Origin of the sequence: Thalassotalea psychrophila (assembly GCF_031583595.1) — a bacterium.
Taxonomy (GTDB): Bacteria; Pseudomonadota; Gammaproteobacteria; order Enterobacterales; family Alteromonadaceae; genus Thalassotalea_A; species Thalassotalea_A psychrophila.
Genome location: NZ_CP134145.1, coordinates 3,677,549 through 3,701,527 on the forward strand (window position 1 = coordinate 3,677,549; position 23,979 = coordinate 3,701,527).

Below are 23,979 nucleotides of genomic sequence, written 5' to 3' on the forward strand. Positions count from 1 at the left end.
AGTTTAATTGAGCCGCTATTGTCCTCTTACTTTATTCAGTTGATTTTCGTTTATGTTCAAAGTAAAGAATATGATTATGCATGTTTTGTATAGATGTTAACTCTCGTATGGCTGCTGGTTTACCCTCCGCCACTACCAAGGCCATCAAGCAGTTAATATCGTTTTGGATCTGTTGAACGCCATTACGTTTTATATATTTTTGGTACTCTAATCGCACGGTATCAACTGAACGATGATCTTCATTGGCTACTAACTCCCAAGCTTCCTTTTCCATCATCCCACTTGAGATTAAACGCATACATTTAAAGACTCTTCTGAGTACGTCAGGCTTAGCCTTGTTACCAGCTTTCTTTGATGGATTAATAAATGGCGCTGTTCTTTTCTTTCTTATTAGCTCTTGGCTAGCTTCCATTACAGCGTGGGCATATGCCTTTCCTGCTTCAAGAGGTAAGTTACCTTTCGCTAACAACGCAGTTGCAAAACTGAAAGAATCATCAGGAAAGAACTCGTCCAGGTTTGGTGACTCATAGTTAAAGGTCAAGGTAGCCCAATGTTTTAGGTACATAGATTTCTCTCGATCACAGCCTTTAAATTGCTTCATTATGCCAACGCCAACATAGGTACTACGTTCTTAACAGCTTTAAGTGTATCAAGATAATCACACCATACTTGCAGCCATTCCTTACATTCAGCCTCGTAAGTGTAAAGATCGTATACACCCTGTACGCCACCTTTGGTGTGGCCCAATATAGCTTCGGCAATATCGCTAGGGCATTTCAATTTAGATAAGCTGGTGCGAACGGTTCTTCGTAAGTCATGCGGTGTCCACCGATTAATCTTTAGGTCGGTTCCATCTTTGCGCATTCTCCACATTTGCTCAGTGATTTTCTTTTGCTCCACTGGCTTCCCTAGCCTTTGGGTAAAGACATACTCACTACTTCCTTTATCTATGCCTTTTAAAAATTGGATAGCTTGCGTAGATAGCTGAACAGATCGCTCAACACCTGTTTTGGTTTCAGCTAGATGCCAAATACCTTTATCATAATCAAGTGATGACCATTTCAAAGTACAGGCTTCACCAGTACGACAGCCTGTTAGCAACGTCATCATCAACACACCTTTTTGTCCTTTAGTAAATTTGGAGTCTGGTAGCCAATTAAGCAGCGTGGATAATTCACCATCATTCAGCACTCTTTTTCCCCGAGTGTTTGTTAGCTTAACCTTTTGTAACTTAAAGTTTGATTTCGCCTGTAAGCAAGGATTAACAAAGTCATCATCAAACAATCCCTTACCCATGGAGTAGTTGTAAGCGGCTAAAAACTCTCTTAAGACATTACCTGCTTGTACGCTTGCACCTCGTTCAACAATGGCATCGATCATGTTGTATGCCATTCGGTGAGTTACATCGGCAGCAGGGAGATGTCCAAGAACAGCAACGGCATCATTATTCAACGTTCTTCGTGTTTCATCAGCACCTTTTGTAGTTCGCTTCTTCTCAACATGGCGCGTTAAGTAAAGCTCGCACATTTGCTCGACTGTAAAAGCAAGCTTGGCTTTCTCTTCCTGTTCAGCCTTTCTTTGTGCCCGTTGTTTCTTTCTTTCTTCTAACGGGTCTTTATTTTCAACGGTGCGAAGCTTCTTCTTTTCAGCAAGTAGCATTCTTGCTTCTTTCAAATCAACAGACGGGTAATTACCAAGCTTTATTTGTTTTAGTTTACTGTCCATTCGGTAGCGATAAGTCCAAGATTTAGAGCCTGACTTGTTCACAATAATGCGTAATCCACCATTAGGAGGGGTGTCAGATAAAAAGCCTGATTTTACGTTTTTAACAGCGAGCGCTGATAATGGTTTTCTGTTAGTATTGTTTTCGGCCATGAGATTACTTACCTTAATCTGTGGTTTAGGTTTAGGAGTGTTACAGCACTCCTTAACCGACCAACCTATACTAGCACCAAATACAAACCTACACTAGCACCTACACTAAAAAAAGTTTATTTGCGTGAACGTTGGTGAACAAAGAAAAACAAAGAAAAACAAAAAGACAAGTGACAAATACGGGCACACCCTACAAAAATAAAGAGCTGAGCAACCTAGTGACCAATAAAAATCTAGTACAAAATGAAATAGACTTCCCAAATCACACCCCGATGATGCGCCAATATTTAAAAATCAAATCAGAATTTAAACATATTTTAGTGTTTTATCGAATGGGCGACTTTTATGAGTTGTTTTTTGATGATGCTAAAAAAGCCTCCGAACTATTAGATATATCCCTCACCGCCCGTGGCAAAACTGGCGGTAATGCGATTCCTATGGCTGGTGTGCCTTATCATGCTGTTGAGAATTATCTTGCCAGATTAGTACATATGGGAGAGTCGGTGGCTCTCTGCGAACAAATTGGTGATCCCGCTACAAGCAAAGGACCCGTTGAACGCAAAGTTGTACGAATAGTTACACCTGGTACTATCTCTGATGAAGCATTATTAGAAGACAAACAAGATAACTTGCTTGTTTCTATTTTTGCAATGCAAGAAAAGTTTGGTATTGCATACCTAGATATGAGTAGTGGCCGATTTGTAGTATGCCAACCCAATAGTGAAGAGCAATTACAAGCTGAGTTACAACGTCTAGCTCCGGCAGAGTTACTTTATCCTGAATCTTTTGAATACCTTGATTTAATTGAACACATCAAAGGCAAGAGACGCCGTCCTGACTGGGAGTATGATTTAGATACTGCGGTTAAAATATTAAATAAACAGTTTGGAACCAAAGAACTCGTTGGCTTTGGCGTTGATGATTATCATTATGGCTTAGCTGCAGCGGGCTGTTTATTACAATATGTTAAAGATACTCAACGCAGCGAATTACCGCACATCAGAAGTATTAAAGCGGAAGCTTATGCCCAAGGAGTAATTTTAGATTCAGCAACTCGTAAAAATTTAGAGCTAACGCAAAATCTTTCTGGCGGAATTGATAACACCTTGGCTTCAGTTCTTGATAAAACTGCGTCGCCAATGGGATCTAGGCTATTAAAGCGCTGGTTGCATTTTCCACTAAGGAACATTGAAGCATTAGAAGATCGTCAAAATGCGATTTCTGCAATTATTACTGAAGATATGCAAGGAGATGTTTTTGATACCATTAAGGGCATTGGTGATATTGAACGGATTATTGCTCGTATTGCCCTTAGAAGTGCCAGACCAAGGGATTTTGCCCGTTTACGTAACGCGTTAGGTTTGTTACCAGAGCTTAATCAATTGTTATTGTTAAATTCTCAGCCTTATATGCAACAACTAGCAAAAGTAAGCCGCCCTATTCCGCAATTACATCAATTGTTAGCCAACGCTATTATTGATAACCCTCCGGTACTTATTAGAGATGGTGGAGTGTTAGCTCCTGGTTACAATAGTGAATTGGATGAGCTTAGAAACTTAAGCCAAGGTGCGAGCAATTTTTTAGCTGAATTGGAACAACGAGAACGTGAAAAAACAGGCATAAGCACACTAAAAGTTGGTTACAACAGAGTTCATGGTTTTTATATTGAGATCAGCCGTAGAGAGTCTAATGAGGTGCCTGTTGAATACATCCGCAGGCAGACCCTTAAAAATAATGAACGCTTTATTACTGAAGAGTTAAAATCTCATGAAGAGAAAGTCCTTACCGCACAAAGCCGCTACCTTGCTTTAGAAAAACGTTTATATGATGAGTTGTTTGATCAACTTGCACCGTTTATTGAGCAATTACAAAAGTGCTCTGAAGCTGTTGCTAGTCTTGACGTTTTGAATAACTTTGCCGAACGAGCATTAACGTTAAATTATAATAAGCCGGCTTTAAGTAAAAAACCTGGTATACATATTAATGCAGGTCGTCATCCAGTTGTCGAGCAAGTCACAAAAGACGCTTTTATCGCCAATCCAGTAGAATTGTCTGAACATCGAAAAATGTTGATTATCACCGGTCCTAATATGGGCGGTAAATCAACTTACATGAGACAAACAGCTCTTATTACACTATTAGCTCATGTTGGTAGTTATGTTCCAGCAGACAGTGCCGAAATAGGACTGGTCGATAGAATTTTCACTCGTATAGGTGCTTCTGATGATTTAGCTAGTGGCCGCTCAACATTCATGGTAGAAATGACCGAAACGGCTAATATCCTACATAATGCTACTGAACAGTCATTAGTGTTACTTGATGAGATAGGTCGCGGCACAAGCACTTATGATGGATTATCATTGGCTTGGGCCTGCGCAGAATACTTAGCGATAAACAGCAAAGCATTTACCTTATTTGCCAGTCATTATTTTGAACTTACCGAGTTAGCTGAACAACTAGACACACTGGCGAATATTCATCTTGATGCAATGGAGCATGATGACACAATTATTTTCATGCATGCTGTACAAGAAGGTGCAGCCAGTAAGAGTTTCGGTTTACAAGTAGCGCAACTAGCAGGTGTACCTAAAACAGTGATTAAACGAGCAAAACAACGCCTGCAGGAGCTTGAATTGCAAGCACCTGCAACTGTGATAACAAATCAGCAAGCGATTGAGTTACAACAAGGTATGTTTGTTGAGGAACATCCAATGATTAAGCAATTAAAAGCACTTAACATTGATGATATTACGCCAAGACAAGCGATGGAATTGTTATTCGAGTTGAAAAATAAAGTATAATTCTGTTTCGTAAATAAAGAAGCCAACTTTTATAAAGTTGGCTTTTATTATGAATATAACGTAGTGGTTTATTAGGCCTGGAATAACGCTTCAATCGATAGGTTTTGGGTAGATAATATATCGCGTAAGCGCTTTAACGCTTCTACTTGAATTTGTCTAACTCGTTCACGGGTCAAACCAATTTCATGGCCTACATCTTCAAGTGTTGCCGGTTCATAACCCATTAAACCAAAACGCCTTGCTAACACTTCACGTTGTTTTGAATTTAATTCGTTTAACCAATGCACAATATTTTGCTTAATATCGTTATCTTGTAAGTCAGATTCTGGACCTTGGCTTTTTTCATCAGCAATAACATCTAATAACGCTTTATCTGATTCACCACCAAATGGTGTATCAACAGAAGTAATACGCTCATTAAGTTTCAGCATTTTACTCACGTCAGCTACAGGTACGTCTAATTTTGTTGCTATTTCTTCAGCTGTAGGTTCATGATCAAGCTTTTGAATAAGTTCACGTGCAGCACGCAAATATACATTAAGTTCTTTAACTACATGAATAGGTAGGCGAATGGTACGGGTTTGATTCATGATAGCCCGTTCAATTGTTTGACGGATCCACCAAGTTGCATAGGTAGAGAAACGGAAACCACGTTCAGGGTCAAATTTTTCAACCGCGCGAATCAGTCCTAGGTTACCTTCTTCGATTAAATCTAATAATGGCAGGCCGCGATTATTGTATCTTCGTGCAATCTTAACAACCAGTCTCAGGTTACTTTCTATCATTCGTGCTCTAGATGCCTCGCAACCTTTCAGCGCTTTACGCGAAAAATATACTTCTTCTTTAGCAGTTAAAAGGGGTGAAGAGCCAATCTCACCTAGATACATTTGTGTGGCATCTAAATTTGATGAAGATTCTTCTACAGTTTTTTTTCCATTTTTTTCACTGTCTGCAGATACTTTTGATGCTACAACTGCAGGTTCTTTAACTTTTACCATTGATATCTCCCAATACTAACCGGTTTTATTATTACACTTTCACTTTTTCACTCGCCTCTTATTAGCTGATTATTTATTTCTCGGTAAATACCGTTGTGGATTTACCGACTTGCCCCTAAATCGAATCTCAAAGTGCAACATGGTTTTATCGGTACCAGTGTTGCCCATTGTTGCTATTACGGTTCCTGCTTTAATGGTTTGTTGTTCTTTAACCCGCAGTGTATCGTTATGAGCATATGCACTTAGATAGTCATCATTGTGCTTTATTATTATTAGATTGCCATAACCTCGTAACGCATTTCCCGCATAAACAATAAGCCCATCGGCAGCGGCTTTTATAGGTTTCCCTTTATTACCGCTAATGTCGATCCCCTTATTGCCCTGTGGGGAATTTGAAAAACTTGATATTACTCGACCATTTACAGGCCATATCCAGCGCTTCACTTTCTGAGTGAGGGAAGGTACTTTTACATCAGTGAAATTCCCAGCACTAGATTCACCATACTCTTGTGTTTTTTGATTTGCAACAACTTTTAGACTACTTTTTTGCTCTTTTTGACTAGTTTTAACATTTGATTTACTTGTGGTTGAGCTTGAGCTAGTGGTTTTATGCACTTTTCCCTGTAATTTTAATATTTGCCCTGGATAAATTTTATAGGGAGCAGGCAAGCGATTTAGTTGCGCTATTGTTCTTACATCTTTACCTGAACGCCAAGCAATCGAATACAAAGTTTCTCCAGATTTAACTTTGTGTTGATTGCCGGTCAAAGTATTTTTATTGGTTGGTGTTGTTACTAAAGAGCCTGAAAGGTTCACAACAGGAGCTGGTCTCGTTCTATCGGCACAGCTGAGCAACATTGTCATGGTTGATAATACCATGAACAATAAATATATCCTTTTGCTCTTTAAGTTAAAGTATCCCATTGAAAACTAATATTTTTTAATTAATAACAAAGTATAATGCGACGATTAGAAACACAATAACCCAACCAATCAAATCGACGCTTTCTCTTATCTTAATCTCCATTGGCTTGCCACCCGCTTTGATCAAACCAGCAACTAAAAAGAAGCGTAAACCTCTGCCAACGGTTGACGCAATTAAAAACGGAATAAACAACATTTGCAGGAAACCTGCGCTTAAAGTAAAAACTTTATAAGGGATCGGTGAAAAGCCAGCAATAAATACCACCCAAACCCCATATTCTTTAAACCAATCCATCGCATGGTTAAATTTATCCATGTAATTAAAGTCAATTAAAATTGGTTGAATAAGCGGTTCAAACAATAGATAACCTAGTAAATATCCGACTACACCACCAATTACCGATGAAACGGTTGTAAGTGTTGCTAATTTCCATGCTCTTTCTGGCTTAGACAGCACCATAGGGGCAAGTAACACGTCAGGAGGAATTGGAAAAAACACAGATTCAGCAAAGGTTAATATTGCAAGGATGGCTGGCGCGAATTTATGCTCGGCCCAACGCATGGTCCAATTATACAACGGTGTAAAAATCTTCATAACAAATCGCCTGGAACAAGAGGAACAAATTTTACCGCTTCAATTCTTTGTTTAATAAAGTTATCACCTTGCCTAGTGATTAGTTTTAATACCTGAGCTTGCTCTCCCACAGGAATGATTAGCTTACCACCATCGCTCAATTGGTTGAGCAACTCTGTTGGTATTTCACTGGCGGCAGCGGTAACAATAATCGCTTTATAAGGACCCTTACTTGCCCAGCCTTTCCAACCATCACCATGTTTCATTGACACATTGTGTAAATCAATTTTTTGCAAACGACGCTTTGCCTGCCATTGTAATGTTTTTATGCGTTCAACCGAATAAACTTTGCCGAACAATTGTGCCAAAATCGATGTTTGATAACCTGATCCTGTACCTATTTCTAATACATTTTCATTACCTTGCTGCTCTAAAATAAGCTCGGTCATTTTGGCAACAATATAAGGTTGTGAAATAGTTTGCCCTTGCCCAATAGGCAATGCAGTATTGTCATAAGCCTTATGGGCTAATATTTCAGGTACAAATATATGTCTTGGACTATTCGCAATAGCATGAAGTACAGCGTTATTTCGTATGCCAGAATTGTATAATTGCTGAGCGAGAATCTCACCGCTACGTTGAGATTTACCGCTAATTCGTTGTGTCATATTCATAAACTCAATTCACTCATCCAATCTGTTATTTGTTGCATACTACTGTAAGCAGTCATATCTATTGTTAATGGCGTAACTGATGCAAAACCATTAGAGATTGCATGAAAATCAGTACCTTCACCGCAATCTAATTCATTACCTAAAGTGCCATACCAATATATATCGCGTTTCCACGGATCTGACATTTTACGCATGGTTTCGGCTTTATGTCTATTGCCTAGTCGAGTCACTTTAACGCCCTTTAACTGCTCTAAAGGTAAATCAGGTACATTAATATTGATAATTTGGTCACTAGGTAATGGATGTTGTTTTAGCCGTTTAATAAATTTAGCAGCAACAATAGCCGCGGTTTGGTAGTGCTTTTGATCTTTCCCGACTAAAGAAACAGCAACAGCAGGTAACCCCATATGTCGGCCTTCAGTTGCAGCAGCTACGGTTCCAGAATAAAGTACGTCATCACCTAGATTTGCACCATTGTTAATGCCAGCGACGACTAAGTCGGGTTGACCATCAAAAATTTGACTTATACCTAAATGTACAGCATCCGTTGGCGTACCATTTACAGAGACAAAACCATTGGCTAAAGTTTCTGCTCGTAGTGGATTTAACAAGGTTAAAGAATTACTTGCCCCACTACAATTTCGATCTGGGGCTATAACTAAAGTTTCAGCAAATCTAGCTAACTCATCATTAAGAACCTTGATCCCCAATGCATTTACCCCATCATCATTACTGACTAATATTTTCATCGTTAATTCTTTAAGTTAGTTATTTGGCTCAATATGGCTTTGTGAGATATCAGTATATTGCAACAGCTCTCGTAAAATAGTGGTGGCATAACAGCCCGCAGGTAAAAAGAACGACAACTTTATGGCATCATCAATAACTTCTAATTGTCCGGACTCCAAAAATAAACTTATACTTCTGCGTTCTTGTTTTAAACCAAACTTTGCTAAGCCTTGACAAAACTCATTATAATTACTTGCTAAATCTTGCTCAAAATTCAAAGCTTGATTCGAAGTCGCTATATCCCCAGATCCCCAAAGCGGCGCAGTAATACTAATATCTTTTTCAGCTAGCCGCTTTGTTATCGCTTCATCAACTTCATCTTGAGAAAAGATAGAGCGCGAACCACTGAGCATATAAACATCGCCATTCATTGAAGAACAAAAGTGCTCGCTTTCAATTCGTTCACTAACAAATTGATTAAATAAAAATGACCTTGCAGCCGACAAATAAAAACCGCGTTTCTTCTTATCTTTTACTTTTTTACCATTAAACAGTTCACTCGCAGCAGTTAAGTTATTACCTTGTTGGCCAAAGCGCTGTTCACCAAAGTAATTTGGAACGCCTGAAGATAGTATTTTATTCCATCTTTGCTTAATGTCTTCAATATCATCAATATTTCTAAGCATTAATTCAAAGCGATTACCAATTAATGCACCGGTTTTCAATTTCTTGTTATGACGTTTGTAAGATAATACTTCTACACCTTCGATATTTAAATCGCTAAGATCATATTCAGTTTTGCCTGGCAGATGAATACCAAAGAATTGCTCTGTGACGGCATTTCTATCTTTCAATCCCGCGTAAGATACCAAAGCATCTTTCACTTTAAAGTACTTGGCCAACTGGCGTGCAACAAATAAAGTATTAGCCCCTGTTTTGCGAATATGAATGATTAAATGTTCACCTTCGCCACCTGGCTCAAAAGGCAATATTTCATATACCTTAAAATCGTCAACACAACTGCGTAAATCACCACAACTCTTTGGCTTACCATACAAATAAGCAAGCTCGGTTACTGCATTAGTCATTACTACTCCCTTTAAATGAAGCAGGTTTAAGTAACACCACCGAATGTACAGAGATGCCTTCTTTTCTACCTTCAAAACCTAATTTTTCAGTTGTTGTCGCTTTTACGTTTACATTACCAATTTGCGTTTGTAGATCGTCACTAAGAATTTCTCTCATCGCTAATAGGTGTGGTGAGATTTTTGGTGCTTGCGCCACAATGGTAATGTCTACATTTCCAATTTTATAATTACGTTCCATCATTAAAGAAACAACATGACGTAATAAGATTCGGCTAGAAATGTTTTCATAATCCGCATCGGTATCAGGAAAATGATTACCAATATCTGCAAGTGCTAACGCCCCTAAAATGGCATCACATAATGCATGAATAGCAACATCACCATCAGAGTGGGCAATAAAGCCATGTTCAAATTCTATATTAACACCGGCTAATACTATTGGTCCTGTGCCACCAAATTTATGAACATCAAAACCATGTCCTATGCGCATGTTTCTTCCTTTTGCTGAGTTAAAATAAAAGCAGCTAAATTTAGATCTGAAGGACGAGTAATTTTAATATTATCTTCTCGGCCGCTAACAATAAAACTGTCAACATTGGCAAACTCCATCGCTGATGCTTCATCAGTTATTTCCACTCCAGACTGTAAAGCTAGTTCTATAGAGCGAGTTAATTGCTGATGCTTAAACATTTGCGGTGTTTGCGCATGCCAAAGGTTATTTCGATTTTCGGTACTTTTAATTTGTTGATTCGTTTGACTACGTTTCATTGTATCTCTAACTGGAGTTGCTAAAATTGCACCAGTATCATGTTTAAAACAAAAATGAATTAACGCATCAATATCTTCATGGGTTAAGCAAGGCCGTGCGGCGTCATGCACTAATACCCAAGTTTGTTCATGCATAGCTTTAAGGCCAGCCAACACAGAGTCACTTCGTTCATTACCGCCAAGTACAGTGCTAACTTGAGAATTTTTAGATATATCTAATGTTGAAAACATACTATCGTGCTCAGCTAGAGCAACAATTACTTGGCCAATTCTTGGATGAGATAACAACCGTTCAATGGTGTGCTCAATAATACATCGGCCATTAATTTTAAGGTACTGCTTAGGGATATTTTTACTCATGCGCTTACCAATACCAGCAGCAGGTAAAACAACATAAAGTGAGTCTGTATTAATATTCAAGGTTAATTCTCTGTGGGAATAATGCGGAAAAAAGTTTCGCCGTCTTTAATCATACCCAGCTCATTACGAGCCCGTTCTTCTACTGCTTGCAAGCCATTTTTAAGATCATCAATGTCAGCATAAATCAGCTTATTTCTTTGCTTAAGTTTATTATTGAGTTCTACTTGGCGAGCTACACTTTCTTTTAATTCGAGGTAATCAGGCACGCTGTTTTTTCCAAACCAAAGACGGTATTGGAGTAATACTAAAAAAAGCACCAGCAAAGCAGTGATTATTCGCATAAAGGAATATATATAAATATAATAATTATTATTGTGCTAACTATTATAAATACTAAGGATCACAAGTCCATTAATATTATTGCAAGTCTAATATGTTTTTAATTAAAAATGCTCGATTTCAAAGAGATTGGCAAACGCAAATTACGCCAGTTTATTTGGCAAGAAAGTAATAACTCTCTTAGTGGTAATGTGAGAGGTTGAGTTCGGCTGTTGCCCTGCCACTGATGCCCGCTGCATGCCGCAGTGAACACTTTTTTGCTAGGCTTTAATAAAGTGTAATTTTCATATTTATTCGAAGGTGATTTATGCAAATAAAACCAACCACAATAATTTGTTCTAAATCGTTGATTTTCTTCATCTACCCGGTCGATGCAATCAATCATAATACGAAATTTCTCGCGTTCTTTGATCAGTACAGGTACGACTAAACCTAAACAAAGTTTATTGCTTTGATACCATTTTTGAATGTCGGCATCACTTTGTTCTTTAATGGGTAATTGTTTTGATTGTTTTTCGGTCCAACTGGCATTTTGCAAATCAAGTAAAAGTGGGCTTTGCACAGCTAACATTGAGCCAGCGGTTCGCTTCACGTAATAATTTAAGCTTTTCAAACGAGCTTGAATTTGTTCTTTACTGTTTAACTGAGCATTTGCTAACAGGTTTATTTCACGCTCATACAAAGCGCTACACAGTTCAGAAAACTGAGTAGAGTGCTCCAGTGCGTCAGATAATAAATCATGCATTTACAGTACAGCTCAAAATAACTTCTAATTTAGGTTAAATAGTAACTAATCACATAATAGCCCATACTCGTAAGCTATAAAAGAAAAAGGCTCTTCAATTGAAGAGCCTTTTAAATATTTTACCTGCTAATTTATAAGCTTATAATAACTTTACGTTACTATTGGCCTTTAATTTCGCTACGGCCATTGTAAATAGCCTTATCACCTAAGAACTCTTCAATACGAAGAAGTTGATTGTACTTAGACACACGATCTGAACGACATAATGAACCAGTTTTAATTTGTCCAGCTGCAGTACCTACCGCTAAATCGGCAATAGTCGCATCTTCAGTTTCACCACTACGGTGAGAGATAACAGCAGTAAAACCAGCGTCTTTAGCCATTTTGATAGCGTTTAATGTTTCAGTTAAAGTACCAATTTGGTTAAATTTAATTAGGATTGAATTGGCAATGCCATTATCGATACCACGTTTTAGAATTTTAGTATTGGTTACAAATAAGTCATCACCAACAATTTGTACCTTGTCACCAAGTAAATCAGTTTGATATTTAAAGCCATCCCAGTCAGATTCGTCTAAGCCATCTTCAATTGAAACAATTGGGTATTCTTTACAAAGTTCTGCCAAGAAATCAGAAAATTGATTAGAAGTAAATTGCTTACCTTCACCTTTAAGATCGTAAATACCTTTGTCTGCATCATAAAATTCAGAAGCGGCACAATCCATTGCTAAAGTAATATCTTTATCTAGCACATAACCTGATGCTGCAATTGCTTCTTTAATAACAGCTAATGCATCAGCATTAGATGCTAAATCAGGAGCAAAACCACCTTCATCACCAACAGCAGTATTTAAGCCTTTAGCTGATAAAACTTTTTTAAGGGCATGGAATACTTCAGCACCCATTCGTAATGCTTCGCTAAAATTTGCTGCACCAACAGGTTGAATCATGAATTCTTGAATATCAACGTTATTATCAGCATGTTCACCACCATTGATGATGTTCATCATAGGTACTGGCAAGCTGTAAACGCCTGGAGTGCCATTTAAATCAGCAATGTGCTCATATAGTTCAACACCTTTATCTACCGCAGCAGCTTTAGCAACTGCCAGTGATACTGCAAGAATAGCGTTAGCACCAAATGTTTCTTTGTTTTCAGTACCATCAAGGTCAATCATCAGTTGATCGATTTCGCTTTGTGCTAAAGCACTTTTACCAGTTAAAGCGCTGGCGATTTCATTATTTACCGCTGCAACTGCTTTTAATACACCTTTACCTAAGTAACGAGATTTATCACCATCACGTAACTCTAGTGCTTCTCGAGAGCCTGTTGATGCGCCAGATGGAGCACAAGCACGGCCAAAAGCACCTGACGCTAAACGCACATCAACTTCTACTGTTGGGTTACCGCGTGAATCCATGATTTCACGAGCGATGATTTTTGCAATTGCAGACATATAAACCTCAATGTTATAAATTTTAATAGATAGTAATTTTGTAAGTAATAGCCGTATAGTAAATAGAAAAAAGACAAAAATCTTTTAAATTTCACCTGTTCGAAAAATGTTTTTTTTCATCTAACTGATCACCTTTTAAGCAACAGTTTACATCTAACAAACAAAGCTATAAAAACAATAAAGCCGCATAATATATCGCGGCTTTATATCGTAGTTATTTTTCTTGCAGTTTTTGATGCTCAAATGCGGCAGCAACAAAACTTTCAAATAATGGGTGTCCATCACGAGGAGTTGAATTAAACTCAGGGTGGAACTGACCAGCAACAAACCAAATGTGCTCTGGTATCTCAATCATTTCAACTAATTTTTTATCAGCAGATAAGCCAGAGAAAACTAAACCGGCATCAGATAATTGCTCTCGGAAGTTATTATTAACTTCATAACGATGACGATGACGTTCAAATACGCTGGTACTGCCATAGATCTCTTCAGCTTTTGTACCTTTAATTAGGTGACATTGTTGAGAGCCTAAGCGCATAGTTCCGCCAAGATCTGAGTTACTATCTCGCATCTCAATTTGGCCATCTTCGTCTAACCATTCTTCAATAAGACCTACAACAGGGTGTTCAGATTTAGCATCAAACTCCGTTGAATGTGCATCAGCCATATTAGCAACGTTACGCGCATACTCTATTAACGCCACTTGCATACCTAAACAAATACCAAAGTAAGGAATGTTATTTTCACGAGCATATTTTGCTGTAGCGATTTTACCTTCAACACCACGTTCACCAAATCCACCTGGTACTAGTAACGCGTCAACACCTTGTAATGCTTCTTCGCCCTTTGATTCTACATTTTGAGAATCAATATACTTAATATTAACGGTTAATTGGTTTTGAATACCCGCATGTTTTAATGCTTCATTTACTGATTTATAAGCATCTGGTAGTTCAATGTACTTACCTACCATACCGATGGTTACTTCACCCATAGGGTTAGCTTCTTTAAATAGGACTGTTTCCCATTCATGTAAATCAGCTACTGGCGCATCAATACCAAAACGTTTACAGACGATTTCATCAGTACCTTGAGCCACAAGCATTGCCGGGATTTTATAAATACTGTCAACGTCACGCATTGTGACTACGGCTTTTTCTTCAACATTACAAAATAAAGCAATTTTAGCTTTTTCATTTGCAGGAATAGGTCTTTCACTACGACATACAAGAATGTCAGCAAAAATACCAATTGAGCGTAATTCTTTTACTGAATGCTGAGTTGGTTTCGTTTTAATTTCACCTGAAGCAGCTAAATAAGGAACCAGCGTTAAGTGCATGTACATGGCACGTTCACGGCCTACCTCAACACCTAATTGACGGATAGCTTCAAGGAAAGGTTGTGATTCGATATCACCAACCGTACCACCAATCTCAACCATAGCAACATCGTATCCTTCAGCACCTTCAATTACTCGACGTTTAATGTCGTTAGTAATATGTGGGATAACTTGAATAGTTGCACCAAGGAATTCACCTCTGCGCTCACGAGCTAGAATGCCTTGATAAATACGGCCAGTTGTAAAGTTATTTTTCTTAGACATTTTGGTACGAATAAAACGTTCGTAATGGCCTAGATCTAGATCGGTTTCAGCACCGTCTTCAGTAACAAATACTTCACCATGCTGAATAGGACTCATGGTACCTGGATCAACGTTAATATACGGATCAAGTTTTAGCATGGTTACTTTTAAGCCACGGGCTTCTAAAATTGCAGCCATTGAGGCAGCAGCAATACCTTTACCAAGGGATGATACAACACCACCAGTTACAAAAATATATCTTGTTGTCATTTGGAACCCAGAACTATGGAATTAACAGAAAATTGTTTATTTTAAGTAGATTTAACGTATAAATTTACTTTCGCTACAAGTGTAGCAGGACGGGGCGATATTGTAGCAAAAGAGAAGCCTTTCAACAATAAAGATTTTATACCTATATCTATATAATTTTGCTATAAGATTAATATAATAAAAATTAGTGATTTTTTACAATAATCCAACTTAAATGAAGGGGCTTATGTGGTATCAACAACAAATTATACTTAAGGCGAAAAGCCGAGGTTTTCATTTAATTGATGATGAAATAAATGGCCAACTGCTGCAAATTAAAAATATAGAAGCCGGTTTACTACATTTATTTTTGCAGCATACTTCAGCATCTTTAACAATAAATGAAAATGCCGATCCTACAGTTCTTGGAGACTTAGAGCGACACTTTAATAAATTCGTTCCAGAAAATGCCCTCTACTACCAGCATGATTATGAAGGCTCAGATGACATGCCTGCACATATTAAATGCTCAACTTTAGGATGCCAATTAACCATTCCAATCTCAAATGGCCAATTAGCTTTGGGGACATGGCAAGGAGTTTATCTGTGTGAGCACCGAAATCACGCGTCGCAACGAAGGGTCATTGCAACATTACATGGTGAATGATTATGTTCTGAAAGCATCGTTGCTATTTTTATTAGTCTTTATAACCCCAAGGTGCACTTGGTGGAGTAATAGGTTTAGTTAAATCAAAATCAACTCTAAACTCGCGCCCTTCTCTAACCATTCGGTAGGTAAATTGCTTTGGATATATATACATTTGCCATGTATTGCCATTAGATTGTGGAATACCTTGACTGACAAACAATTCTTTTGAATATTGATCAGCTGGAAATGATTGCACTTGCGCCCACCCCGCGTCCAATGTATGACCGCCATACATAGTGGAAACATCACTGCTGCCATCTTTGTGACGATGATCATGTTTTAACGACAAACCACTGCCTGTTTTAGTTATTATCCAAGTACGAGATGAGTCAGATCCAACATGAAAAGGCACTTGTAATTCAGTGTCCGTACACTTTCTAACATGCATGATTAGTGCTTTATTAGCAAAACTGTCTGACGAGGAATTATCTACAGTAACTTTACCCGCAAATGCTTTACCACAATGTTGTTTTATATTACTAAAAAAGGCATCTTGGCTTTTAATCGAGACCAATGGTGCTTCAGAATTAGCTGATAAGTGAAAGCTTACACTTGCTAGTGTTGTGGTAAGTAGAGTAATAAATGTTGCTGTTTTATTCATAATAAATTCCTATGCTAATTTGGCTTGTAGCCAAAGCTCTTCAAGCTCAATTAAAGTCGATTGCTTAATATCAAGCCTGTTATCAAAATGATATTGTTCGATAAAGTTAAAACGTTTGGTGAATTTCCGACTTGCTTGGCGAAGTAGTTGCTCTGGATCTTGCTCTGCATGACGAGCTAAGTTAACCACGGCAAATAACAAGTCTCCAATTTCTTCTGCAACTAATTCATTATTTACATTAGTAGCTAAAAGTTCATCTTCAACTTCGAGTACTTCTTCTTTTACTTTAGCTAGCACATCTTCAATATTGTCCCAGTCAAAGCCAACATGAGCACAGCGTTTTTGAATTTTTGCAGCTTGTGATAAAGCAGGTAACGCTTTAGGTATATCATCTAAAACTGAGGTTTGCTTGCTCTTGTCTCTGCTTTTTTGATTGCGCTCTTTTGCCTTTTCATTCTCCCAATTAGCTTTTATTTCATCTTCAGATATAAAGTCTGAATTAGAGAATACATGCGGGTGACGGCGAATGAGCTTTTCACAAATGGCACTAACTACATCGGCAAAATTAAACCTTTGTTCTTCTTTACCTAATTGGGCATAAAAAACGACTTGAAATAACAAGTCACCAAGTTCTTTCTCAAGTTCCTCGAAGTCATTACATTCAATTGCTTCGGCAACTTCAAACGCTTCTTCTAGAGTATAAGGTACTACTGTTTGAAAGCTTTGCTTGAGATCCCAAGGACAACCTTTAACCGGATCTCTCAGCTGACTCATGATCCAAACTAGTTTCTCAATTGAAGCAGGACTGTTTAACATTAAAACTCCATTATTGTTATTAGCAATTTTAACTAACTGCGAAGACGCTTCACACTAATTACATCATCAAGTTGATCAATTTTACTTACAAGTCGTTCTAAAACTTGCGCGCTGGCAAGCTCCAATTTAAATTGCATGATATATACACGGTGCTTGTTGTCCATACGAGATGACATATCCAACACATTTACTTTTTCATTAGCAATAATGGTCGTAACATCTCGTAGCAGACCTTGTCGGTCACCAGCGGATATTTGAATTGCGACTTGATAGTTTTGCTGAATTTTATCACCCCATTGCACGTCAACTACTCGCTCAGGCGAATGCTTCAAAGAATTTTGCAGTTGCTCACAATCACTTCGATGGACCGATATTCCACGGCCTTGGGTAATAAACCCTTGAATATTATCTCCAGGCACTGGCTGACAGCACTTGGCCATGTGAGTGAGTAAATTACCTACACCTGAAACGGTGATGCCATTGCTATCCACCTGCTGCTTTTCAGTTTGTTGGCGGATCACCATTTTAGGATCTATTTCAGCCGCAGGTTTTAGCTTATCAAGTTGAAATTGAAGTTGGTGTACGACCTGTAAAACTTTAACTTGGCCACTGCCAATTACCGCATATAAATCGTTAAGATTATTTACATTAAAGCGTTTTAAAATTGGATTAAAATCAATATCTCCAAGTTCATGACGTTGTAATTCAAGCTCTAAGGTCTCTTTACCTGCTTGAACGTGTTTATCTTTGTCTAGATGTTTGAAAAATGCCTGTACTTTAGAACGAGAGCGAGAGCTGTGTAAATAACCTAACCCGGGGTTTAACCAGTCCCGGCTAGGATTTGGTTGTTTGCTAGTTAATATCTCTAATTGCTCACCGGTCTTTAATTTATATGTAAACGGGACTATTCGTCCGGCAACCTTCGCACCAATACAACAATGCCCTACATTAGAGTGTATATAGTAAGCAAAATCTAACGGCGTAGAGCCATTAGGCATATCAATAACATCGCCATTAGGTGTGAAAACATAAATTCTATCTTCAAATACCTCATTACGCAGTTCATCAACCAGCTCTTCTGAGCCAGAAACATCTTCTTGCCATTGCAATAGTTTACGTAACCAATTTACTTTTTCATCAAAACTTCCTGCTTTGCCACTAGCGTTTCCTTCCTTATAACGCCAATGCGCGGCGACTCCCAACTCAGCATCATCGTGCATTTGCTGAGTACGAATTTGCACTTCGACTGATTTCCCCTCTGGACCTAGCACAACAGTATGTATAGATTGATAGCCATTAGGTTTAGGAGTGGCAACATAATCATCAAACTCACTTGCAAGGTGCTTCCAGCTAGTATGAACTACTCCTAAGGCACCGTAACAGTCTTGCAATTCATCTACCACAACACGAATTGCTCTAACATCAAACAGTTGATCAAAGTCTAATGACTTTTGCTGCATTTTTTTCCAGATACTGTAGATATGTTTTGGGCGACCATAAACATTGCCCTTTATGTTTAACAGATCTAATTGTCGTTGGATATTTTCAACAAAGTCACTCATATACTGTTCACGAACTAAGCGCTTATCATCAAGTAGCTTGGCAATTTTTTTATAAGTATTAGGATGCAAATAACGAAATGAGATATCTTCAAGTTCCCATTTTAATTGTCCTATGCCTAATCGGTTGGCTAAAGGAGCATAAATGCTAGCGCTTTCTTTGGCTGCTAGCACCCTACTTTCTTCATCGGCAGTTTTAACAAAACGTAAATTACATACTCGCTCAGCCAATTTAATTACTACGGCACGAACATCTTCAACCATGGATAGTAACATTTTACGGAGATTATCAATTTGACCACTGGCTAATTGAGCCCCGTTAGGTTGCTGTAAGCTGCGAATTGCATCCATTTGATTTACGCCTTTTACCAAGGTGTAAATTGCTTTGCCATAGGTTTCCTCGATTAGATCTAAACCTATTATGTCGGTCTCGATTAAAGGCACAATCATTGCTGCTGATAATGAATCTTTGTCCATATTCAAACCGGCTAGAATTTCTACCATCTCTAAGGCTTTTTGTTGGCACAATAAATTTTCATTAAAATGAACATGTAATCTAAGCCACAATTCCTCTAGGGCCTTATGTTTTTGTTCATTAATATCTAACTCTGCCAACCAAGTATCAAAATTCTCGGTTGAAAGCTGGTGAGATTTCCTCACTGAAACCATGAGTTTTCCTATCTAAGTTTTTTAAAATAAAACAATAAAGTAAAATTGCTATAGCCTAAGGGCGTACAAACAAAGCCATTGTCTCAACATGTCTGGTTTGACTAAACATATCCATTAAGCATATCTTGCTTAGGGTAAAGCCGTTATCAAGTAATATTTTCGTGTCTCTCGCCATAGTAGCGGCATCGCAGGAAACATAAAGTACAGTTTTCACATTAAGTTCTACAATGTTTTTTACCGCATTATATGCACCAGCTCTCGCTGGATCTAATACAACTTTGTTAATTATATTTTCATTATTTGCATTTAACCAAGGCCAATCATTATTTTCGGCATTTAAGTCTGCTTGATAAAATTGGCAGTTAGATAATTGGTTAGATTGAGCATTCATTGCAGCTCGGTCAACCATATCTTGTACGCCTTCTACGCCAACAATGGCATTAACTCGCTTAGCAATCGGTAAACTGAAATTACCAAGTCCACAAAATAAATCGAGAACATTATCATTCGCATCGAGTTCTAACCATTGAATTGCTTGGTTAACCATTTTGGCATTTAAATTTATATTAACTTGCACAAAATCTGTAGTAGTAAATTGTAATTCACAACCACTTACTTTGTAACTTAAGTAATTATCATTCTGCGGTTCGAGAAAATGTAAACCATCATCTTGTTGAAGCGCTACTTGGTATGGTTTGTGCAAATTAAAGTTGTGTAATTTCTGCTTGTCATTATTACTTAGCTTTCTTACTTGTCTAAAAATAACTACTGATACTTCAGCCTTAATAACCTCAATATGTGAAATAGCTTGTTTGCTACTAAAACTGTTTATTAGAGCTACAAAATCTGAAAACTCATCAGCAAAAGTCTCTGGCAGTACCGGGCATCTTTTAATTGGTGTTAACACATTAGAACTTTTTTGACGAAAACCAACTGTGGCTTCGTTTAATTTATTGTATTGAACACCAATTCTTGCTTTACGGCGGTAATGCCAAATATCAGCATGTAGCGCGGGTTGCCAAGGCAAATGCTCAATATTACTGTTTCGGTGAAATAAATCACTTATTTTCTGCTGCTTAAAGGCTAGCTGACCTTCGTAGTCTAAATGCTGTAAATCACAACCTCCACATTGATAGAAGTGCTTGCAGATAGGTGTAACTCTATTAGTAGCAACAACTAATACTTTTTTTGTTTTAGCTCGTAAATATTTTGACTTTTCTTCTGTTACTTTAATTTCTACGGTTTCACCTGGCAGTGCCGACTCAACAAAAATAGGCTTCTTACCCTGACGCGCAACACCATCACCGTTCATATCTAGACTGTTAATCTCAACAGTTAACTGCTGATTCAGATTTTTATTTACAGCTTTGGGTTTATAAAAATTAACCATTTATTATCCAGTTACTCTACAAGTTTCATTAAAAAAGTGCCATTATTGAAAAAGACCTAAAAAAATAATTTTAACACGAATAAGAGCTTAATTATGATCAAAATAACTATCAAGGACTGGGTTATTTTATTTGCTGTTTTACCAACATTAATAATTGGCACAATTTTAGGTGTTTATTTTGCTCTAACTCGCGTAGCAGAAGTAGACAATGTCTTAATTAATAAAAGCAAAAATATTGCTGAAACGATGTCTGTAAGTGTCGCAAACAATATAACAGCTAAAAACCAAGGTAATTTAGAACTATACCTTGACTACATCTATGGAGTTAATTCATCAGAAGTTCTTACTTTACTTTTATTCGATCACGCCAATAATAATTTGTACAACAATAATGTCGCCAATAATTATCCTGATTATAGACTAGATGATGTTACTCAATTAAATGCACCAATTGTAAAAGAAACAGCGGGCACTTTTATTATATACAACCCCGTAATTGTTGTAGGTCTTGTAGACAAAGATAATAAACAACAAAAAAAGTATTACGGTTACTTTGTTATTGAAATAAGCAAAGCTGGTACATTATTCGATAAACAAATGATCATCTTAATTGTACTATCCACTGTCTTTTTTGGTGTTTTTTTATCATCTAACTTTGCCAATAGGTTGGTATTAATTATTTCCGGTCCAGTTAAGGAAATGAATGATATTGTGTTACAAATTCGTCAAGGTGTATTAGGCGCACGTATAGATGATCCATTTGAAGGTGAATTAGATATCCTGCGAATTGGTATCAATAATATGGCGCAAGCTATTGAAGATTACCAACTGGATTTAGAATCTAACATTGATCAAGCAACAAGAGATCTACGTGCTGCTTTAGAGCAATTCGAAATTCAAAATGTACAATTAGACCTAGCAAAAAGGAAAGCCCAAGATGCTAACCGAGTGAAATCTGAGTTCTTGGCCAATATGAGTCACGAGCTGCGAACTCCACTTAATGGTGTCATCGGGTTCACCAGACAAATACTAAAAACTCCACTGACTGAAACTCAACGTGAGTACCTCGGTACAATCGATAATTCAGCTAATAATTTGCTATCAATAATCAACGACATTCTTGACTTTTCAAAGCTAGACTCAGGCAGAATGGCAATTGAGCATATTCCGTTTGGTTTTAGAGACAGTATAGATGAAGCCATTATTTTAGTTTCCGCTGCAGCACATAGTAAAAACCTAGAGTTATCGCTAAACATAAAACCGCATTTGCCCAACTCTTTAATTGGCGATTCATTACGAGTTAAACAAGTGATAATCAATTTATTAGGTAATGCGATTAAATTTACTGATCAAGGGTTTATTAAAGTAGATGTGGATTATGAGATAGAAGATAACTCAGATATTATGATCTCTTTCAAAGTTACTGATACGGGAATAGGTATAAGTAGTAAACAAGAAGAAACTTTGTTTGAAGCCTTTTCGCAGGCAGATAAAAGCATTACACGTTTATATGGTGGTACAGGATTAGGGTTGGTTATTGCTAAACGATTAGCAAATGAAATGGGGGGTGATATTACATTTACTAGCCAACCTCATAAAGGTTCAAGTTTCATCTTTACTTTTAAAACTGAGCTTAATCAATTACCGGTTGATAATATTATTGAACCATTTGAACTTGAACATAAATCAATTTTATATATTGAGAAAAATAACCATAGTAGGAAAGCCACCGAAGCAATTTTAAATCATTGGAATATGCAAACCACTAGTGCAGAAGATATGACTCATTTAAGTGATTCACAGTTAAATCAACATTTCGACTATGCATTAATCGGTCAACAAGTAACAACTACAAATATACCTGATATTCAAAAGCTTATTCAGACTTTATCAGCAAAATCTGAAAAAGTAATAATCGCCATAAACAGTAATTCTCTAAGTCTTAAAGAAACATTTATTAAATCAGGCGCACAATCTTGCATAAATAAACCAATCACCAACAAGAATTTGAAAAATACAATGTTGGTAAAAAGTAGTCAAATTGAAGCCATAACAGATGACAATAAGAAAAACATTATTGAAAAGCTCCCCTTATCGGTGCTTGCTGTCGATGACAACGAAGCAAACCTGAAGCTAATTAATAGCTTGCTCAGCCAAAAAGTAATTTCGGTAAAGTTAGCAAAAGATGGTCGTGAAGCATTCAATTTGTGTCGTCAGGAGAAATTTGATTTAATTTTAATGGATATTCAAATGCCGGTAATGGATGGCATTTCAGCGATGAAAAAGATCAAAGAAGACTCACTAAATGTAGACACTTGTATAACAGCAGTTACTGCGCACGCATTACCTGGTGAGAAAGAGAAATTTATTAGAGAGGGCTTTAATGCTTATTTAGCCAAACCAATTGATGAATCATTGTTAGAAAATATACTTCTTGATCATTCAGGTATAGAAAACCTCAGCCCAATTAAAAATAAACAAAATGTCACTTACATTGATAAGAAAACAACTCTGCCCGATACTTTTAACGGAATTTATGACTGGAATTTATCATTAAATCGCTCAGCCAATAAAATTGATTTAGCCCTTGAAATGTTCACTATGCTAATTCAATCATTACCAGAAATGAAAGTAGCTTTACAGAATAACATCCGCCTGGAAGATTTATCGACGACCAGTGCTTTGGTTCATAAATTAAATGGTGCTTGTTGTTATGTTGGCGTGCCTAGACTAGAAAGAATTGTTAAAAGCATAGAATCTCAAATAAAACAGCAATCGACTCTAGAAATTCTTGAGCCTGAGTTTTTTGAATTATTTGATGAAATTGATGCAGTGTTAGAAAACTCAGATGAATATCTAGAATATATTCAAGCAATTTATTAGTTATACCAATTCCATTAATTATGTGTTCTGCTTTTTAGTGAGGAAAAAGGGATAAATACAAGGCATAAAATTTTATAAGTAGTTATTCTACTTAAAGATTTTATAACGCAGTAGTTATTCATTTTAACAAGTAAAAATGAGCAGATAATTAATGGACTTGGTATTATATGTGTCAAGAGTATGAATCAC

At 37.2% G+C, this 23,979-nt stretch carries 21 protein-coding genes; 3 read left to right on the forward strand and 18 right to left on the reverse strand.

Features of this window, described 5'->3' with window-relative positions:
- Nucleotides 1-31: 31 nt before the first annotated feature.
- Together RGQ13_RS15155 and RGQ13_RS15160 are read right to left on the reverse strand one after the other, a co-directional pair.
- Nucleotides 32-601 (reverse strand): hypothetical protein, encoded by a 570-nt coding sequence (locus RGQ13_RS15155; RefSeq protein WP_348390583.1) that lies wholly within the window; start codon nt 599-601, stop codon nt 32-34.
- Entirely contained in the window at nt 601-1,875 is a 1,275-nt protein-coding gene (locus tag RGQ13_RS15160) for a tyrosine-type recombinase/integrase (protein ID WP_348390584.1), read from the reverse strand. The genes RGQ13_RS15155 and RGQ13_RS15160 overlap by 1 nt, the downstream gene beginning before the upstream one ends.
- Nucleotides 1,876-2,147: 272 nt before the next feature.
- Between RGQ13_RS15160 and mutS the strand changes: the two genes are divergently transcribed.
- Nucleotides 2,148-4,676, forward strand: a complete 2,529-nt coding sequence (mutS, locus tag RGQ13_RS15165) for a DNA mismatch repair protein MutS (RefSeq protein WP_348393413.1) — start codon at nt 2,148-2,150, stop codon at nt 4,674-4,676.
- 71 nt (nt 4,677-4,747) lie between these two features.
- Here mutS and rpoS read toward each other — a convergent pair whose 3' ends face one another.
- From rpoS to RGQ13_RS15225, 12 genes are all read right to left on the reverse strand, one after another.
- Entirely contained in the window at nt 4,748-5,674 is a 927-nt protein-coding gene (rpoS, locus tag RGQ13_RS15170; RefSeq protein WP_348390585.1) for an RNA polymerase sigma factor RpoS, read from the reverse strand.
- A 69-nt stretch (nt 5,675-5,743) separates the two neighbouring features.
- Nucleotides 5,744-6,553 carry a peptidoglycan DD-metalloendopeptidase family protein gene (locus tag RGQ13_RS15175; RefSeq protein WP_348390586.1) on the reverse strand — a complete coding sequence of 270 codons (810 nt, stop codon included), beginning with the start codon at nt 6,551-6,553 and terminating at the stop codon, nt 5,744-5,746.
- Nucleotides 6,554-6,614: 61 nt separating this feature from the next.
- Entirely contained in the window at nt 6,615-7,193 is a 579-nt protein-coding gene (locus tag RGQ13_RS15180) for a YqaA family protein (protein ID WP_348390587.1), read from the reverse strand.
- Entirely contained in the window at nt 7,190-7,840 is a 651-nt protein-coding gene (locus RGQ13_RS15185) for a protein-L-isoaspartate(D-aspartate) O-methyltransferase (RefSeq protein WP_348393414.1), read from the reverse strand. Before RGQ13_RS15185 ends, RGQ13_RS15180 begins: the two co-directional genes overlap by 4 nt.
- 2 nt (nt 7,841-7,842) lie before the next feature.
- A complete protein-coding gene (gene surE / locus RGQ13_RS15190; protein ID WP_348390588.1) occupies nt 7,843-8,595 on the reverse strand; it encodes a 5'/3'-nucleotidase SurE in 753 nt (250 codons plus the stop codon).
- A gap of 15 nt (nt 8,596-8,610) precedes the next feature.
- Entirely contained in the window at nt 8,611-9,663 is a 1,053-nt protein-coding gene (truD, locus tag RGQ13_RS15195; RefSeq protein WP_348390589.1) for a tRNA pseudouridine(13) synthase TruD, read from the reverse strand.
- A complete protein-coding gene (gene ispF / locus RGQ13_RS15200) occupies nt 9,656-10,153 on the reverse strand; it encodes a 2-C-methyl-D-erythritol 2,4-cyclodiphosphate synthase (protein WP_348390590.1) in 498 nt (165 codons plus the stop codon). Before ispF ends, truD begins: the two co-directional genes overlap by 8 nt.
- Nucleotides 10,144-10,851, reverse strand: coding sequence for a 2-C-methyl-D-erythritol 4-phosphate cytidylyltransferase (ispD, locus tag RGQ13_RS15205; protein WP_348390591.1), 708 nt, complete (start codon nt 10,849-10,851; stop codon nt 10,144-10,146). The genes ispF and ispD overlap by 10 nt, the downstream gene beginning before the upstream one ends.
- A 2-nt stretch (nt 10,852-10,853) precedes the next feature.
- Nucleotides 10,854-11,132 (reverse strand): cell division protein FtsB, encoded by a 279-nt coding sequence (gene ftsB, locus RGQ13_RS15210; protein WP_348390592.1) that lies wholly within the window; start codon nt 11,130-11,132, stop codon nt 10,854-10,856.
- A gap of 98 nt (nt 11,133-11,230) precedes the next feature.
- Nucleotides 11,231-11,875, reverse strand: a complete 645-nt coding sequence (locus RGQ13_RS15215) for a hypothetical protein (RefSeq protein WP_348390593.1) — start codon at nt 11,873-11,875, stop codon at nt 11,231-11,233.
- Between the two features lie 158 nt (nt 11,876-12,033).
- Complete coding sequence (gene eno, locus RGQ13_RS15220) at nt 12,034-13,332, reverse strand: phosphopyruvate hydratase (protein ID WP_348390594.1); 1,299 nt, start codon at nt 13,330-13,332, stop codon at nt 12,034-12,036.
- A gap of 214 nt (nt 13,333-13,546) precedes the next feature.
- The gene (locus tag RGQ13_RS15225; protein ID WP_348390595.1) at nt 13,547-15,184 is read right to left on the reverse strand and encodes a CTP synthase; all 1,638 of its coding nucleotides are present in this window, start codon (nt 15,182-15,184) and stop codon (nt 13,547-13,549) included.
- 226 nt (nt 15,185-15,410) lie between these two features.
- Here RGQ13_RS15225 and RGQ13_RS15230 point away from each other — a divergent pair, with 226 nt between their 5' ends.
- Nucleotides 15,411-15,830: a secondary thiamine-phosphate synthase enzyme YjbQ gene (locus RGQ13_RS15230; protein ID WP_348390596.1), complete on the forward strand. Its 420-nt coding sequence runs from the start codon at nt 15,411-15,413 to the stop codon at nt 15,828-15,830.
- Nucleotides 15,831-15,861: 31 nt separating this feature from the next.
- On the opposite strand, the gene RGQ13_RS15235 is transcribed toward RGQ13_RS15230, so the two are convergent.
- The 4 genes from RGQ13_RS15235 to rlmD are packed head-to-tail and all read right to left on the reverse strand — an operon-like array spanning nt 15,862 to nt 20,907.
- On the reverse strand, nt 15,862-16,473 hold the full coding sequence (locus RGQ13_RS15235; protein ID WP_348390597.1) for a hypothetical protein: 612 nt from the start codon (nt 16,471-16,473) through the stop codon (nt 15,862-15,864).
- A 9-nt stretch (nt 16,474-16,482) separates the two neighbouring features.
- Complete coding sequence (mazG, locus tag RGQ13_RS15240) at nt 16,483-17,289, reverse strand: nucleoside triphosphate pyrophosphohydrolase (protein ID WP_348390598.1); 807 nt, start codon at nt 17,287-17,289, stop codon at nt 16,483-16,485.
- A 32-nt stretch (nt 17,290-17,321) separates the two neighbouring features.
- Entirely contained in the window at nt 17,322-19,517 is a 2,196-nt protein-coding gene (relA, locus tag RGQ13_RS15245; protein ID WP_348390599.1) for a GTP diphosphokinase, read from the reverse strand.
- Nucleotides 19,518-19,572: 55 nt separating this feature from the next.
- Nucleotides 19,573-20,907, reverse strand: a complete 1,335-nt coding sequence (gene rlmD, locus RGQ13_RS15250; RefSeq protein ID WP_348390600.1) for a 23S rRNA (uracil(1939)-C(5))-methyltransferase RlmD — start codon at nt 20,905-20,907, stop codon at nt 19,573-19,575.
- A 93-nt stretch (nt 20,908-21,000) separates the two neighbouring features.
- Here rlmD and barA point away from each other — a divergent pair, with 93 nt between their 5' ends.
- Nucleotides 21,001-23,790 (forward strand): two-component sensor histidine kinase BarA, encoded by a 2,790-nt coding sequence (barA, locus tag RGQ13_RS15255; protein WP_348390601.1) that lies wholly within the window; start codon nt 21,001-21,003, stop codon nt 23,788-23,790.
- Nucleotides 23,791-23,979: the final 189 nt, after the last annotated feature.